Origin of the sequence: Stenotrophomonas maltophilia group sp. RNC7 (genome assembly GCF_030910085.1) — a bacterium.
In the GTDB taxonomy this organism is placed as follows: Bacteria; Pseudomonadota; Gammaproteobacteria; order Xanthomonadales; family Xanthomonadaceae; genus Stenotrophomonas; species Stenotrophomonas sepilia.
Map to the genome: position 1 here is coordinate 1 of NZ_JAVFVN010000069.1, position 3238 is coordinate 3238.

4 protein-coding genes are annotated in these 3238 nt (G+C 29.8%); all 4 read left to right on the plus strand.

The genetic code is table 11. The features are described 5' to 3' along the window. A partial coding sequence (locus RCF13_RS00530; RefSeq protein WP_308140706.1) for a HAMP domain-containing sensor histidine kinase occupies window positions 1-960 on the plus strand: 960 nt, incomplete at its 5' end. Next, entirely contained in the window at window positions 950-1510 is a 561-nt protein-coding gene (locus RCF13_RS00535; protein WP_308140707.1) for a response regulator, read from the plus strand. The genes RCF13_RS00530 and RCF13_RS00535, both read left to right, overlap by 11 nt. Window positions 1511-1746: 236 nt before the next feature. After that, window positions 1747-1947: a helix-turn-helix transcriptional regulator gene (locus RCF13_RS00540; RefSeq protein ID WP_044784650.1), complete on the plus strand. Its 201-nt coding sequence runs from the start codon at window positions 1747-1749 to the stop codon at window positions 1945-1947. A gap of 148 nt (window positions 1948-2095) precedes the next feature. Next, on the plus strand, window positions 2096-3238 hold a 1143-nt coding region (locus tag RCF13_RS00545), incomplete at its 3' end, for an AimR family lysis-lysogeny pheromone receptor (RefSeq protein ID WP_308140708.1).

A 3238-nucleotide genomic window follows, 5' to 3' on the forward strand; every position in this document is an offset into this window, starting at 1 on the left:
CCAGCTATTAAAAAAAATAGAATATATACTTGTTTCGTAATAATTCCAACAGTAACTTTTGCTTTATTTACGAATATTGTATTTGAGGCAATGGGGATTAAAGATGTTTGGATGTTAAATCCATGGATAGTTACGATTGAATTTTTTGTTTTCTTTTATTTAGCAATAAAATACGGCTTTTTGGATGTGCAAATCAAATTTGAAAAGCAACGTCGAGATTCAACGATGATGGCAGTAACATCAGGAACTACGCTGTTTAATCATTCAATTAAGAATGAAGTTATAAAAATCGATATGTTAGTTAATCAACTTAAAGAAAATAGCAAATTAGACGAGTCAAGTGCGGAAAACATTGAATTAGTTTTACATTCTACCAATCATTTGTTAGAACTATCAAGACGTATTCAAAGTAAATTAGATGTAATGGAGCTGCAAGAAAGTGAATTTTGGTTAAGTGAGTGTATAGATTCAGCTTTGAATTTGTTAAATCCAACTATAAATTCAAATATCAAGATTATTAAACAATACGAAATAGATGTAAGAATAAATGGTGACTCAGTACATTTTCAAGAAGCGTTTCTTAATATAATTAAAAATTCTATAGAAGCTATGGACCAAAAAGGAGAAATAATAATAAAAGTTTATAAGACCTGGCGGAAGGTGTTTATAGACGTTACAGATACAGGACGAGGGATAGAAAAAGATAAGCTGTTTTTAGTACTGAATCCCTTCTATTCAACTAAAGGGACTGGAAGTAGTAATTATGGTCTAGGATTAAATTATACTTATAAGGTAATACAAAAGCATAATGGCGACATTGAAGTTAAAAGTAAGGTTGGACAAGGTACAACAATGACGATAATTCTTCCAATAAAAAGAGTAACTGGAATTGTAGATGGCGCCTATTTAAATTCGATGGGAGACGTAAAGCATGGAAAAAATTCGTATCATGATTGTTGAAGACGATGCGGTTTATATGAAGCTAATATGTCAACTTATAGAAAAAGAAAAAGACATGTGTGTGAAAATAAAAGCTTATTCTAAAGAAGAAGCAATTAATATAGATTGTGAGGAAATAGATGTAGCACTATTAGATTTAACCTTATCAAATGATGTAGAATGCTTAGGCGGCCTTGAAGTTGCGGGAATATTAAAACGAAAAGGATTACATCAGATAATAATGCTAACTTCGCATGACGAAGAAGAGATTATCTTAAAAGCTTTTGATGCAGGTGCAAAAAATTACATTATGAAAGCTTATTATAAAGATATCCCAAAGGTTTGTCGCGATGCATATTTAGGGCAAAGAAGTATCCATCATGATGTTTCTGATGTAGTGCTTAACGGATTAAAAACAGAGAGGAAGTTAAGAGATCTTACAATTGCAGAACGTGAAGTTTATAAATTAAAAGAGAAAGGATTAAGTAAAAAAGAAATCGCAAGTAAATTATTCAAATCTCCAGAAACAGTAAAAAAATTACTGAAAAAGATAAAAGACAAAATAAAATAAAATAAAATAAAAACCAGACAATTCATAATTGTAACACGAATTTATTATTTTGAGGAGGGGTATTTTTTTTACCCTCCCCAAAATAATAAAGACAAGGTAACATGTAAATATACAGTTATTATTCAGACCTGAATAATTTTGAGAATAATGACAATAAAACAGACCAAAACAACAAATACTTAACATGAACGGAACTAGACCAACTATTTTATACTTTTGTAAAGGGGTGACAAAGGATGATTGAGCAAGTGATAAAAGAAAAACGAAAGAATAAGGGATGGACACAACTTACACTTGCTAAACAATCAGGGGTACCACAACCCACGATTTCACAGATAGAAAGAGGAGAGAGAACCTCTCCTAGCTATCAAAATATTATAAAAATAGCCAAAGCATTAGAAATAACAATCGAGGAATTAGAAGCTTCATGTAGTTAGAGGACAATAATTGGAATTTTCAGAATACTTTTTAGCAAACAGTATACTAATAGAAATATGTTATATTTTACTATAATCCAATATTTTAGGGGACTAGGGGATCTTGAAAATTATATTGTTTATAATTTGATTTTTCAGGAGGGGGACTATGAACTTCGTAAAAAAAAGTATAGATGATTATCTATCAGAAAGAAAAATGAGTTATGAAGAATTAGCTTCTATGGTGGATGTCGCTCAAACAACTATATCAAATTGGATCAACAGTGAGAGTGAAATTTCTATTACAACATTTTGTAAAATTGTTCAGAAAATATTCCCAGAACAAAAACAACTACAAGAAGAATACATAATTGATTATTTAAGTGGGTTAAAGAATAGAAAGGTTATTAATATAAAAATTGCATTTTTAATTTCTTATCTTAATAGATATCGAATGGTGTTAGATTATTTAATCCGAAATTGTAAAGAGGATAAAGAAAGTTGCTTAAAAAATTATGCAAAGCTTTTTGAACTATATAGTGAGCGATTGGATAATGCAGATAATCGAGACCAATTTTTAGAACTAGAAACTATGTCTGTAACATTGACAGGAAAGAAACAAGCAGACGCTTCAATCTTAATAGATATCCTCAAAATGCTCATACTACTCGACCTTAGTGAAGTAAGCCTCATAAGAAACTACAGAAATAGAATAAATACCAATATTAATCATCTTACTAATACTGATCAGAAAGAATTAATTGAATTTTGGTTAGCTGAGATTGATAGTTATCAACTTTTACGCGAAGACAAACTAACCGAATTTAGAAAAATAAATTCTAGCTTAAAGGTAAATCCAGTTATGAAATATTTACCTACTTTACATGGAGTATTAGAGTCTAGAAACGGCGAGAGTTATATTTTTACAAACTATAAAAAATCTTTTGATCACACAACAAGGGCAATTAAAATATTTGAAAAATGGCAAGATGAATTTAGATACCAGATTGCGAGCAACAATTTAAGCTTCTTAAAGCTAGTATGGGAACGAGATATTAATACTATAGATGTAGATAGTTTAAATACTGAAGAAAAAGTTTTGTATTATATAAAAATGGAAAAAGAAGACCTGGCAATGTCAGTACTGAATCAGGCCGAAAACGATGGAAAATTAACACCACTAATGACCTGCTTTAAAGGAATGTTAACTAAAAATAGAGAGTTAATAAGGCAGTCAATTAATATGTTTATACAAAAAAATGATAGGTTCTTTGTGAAATTCGCGGAAATGATTTACAATAGAGGTGATAAT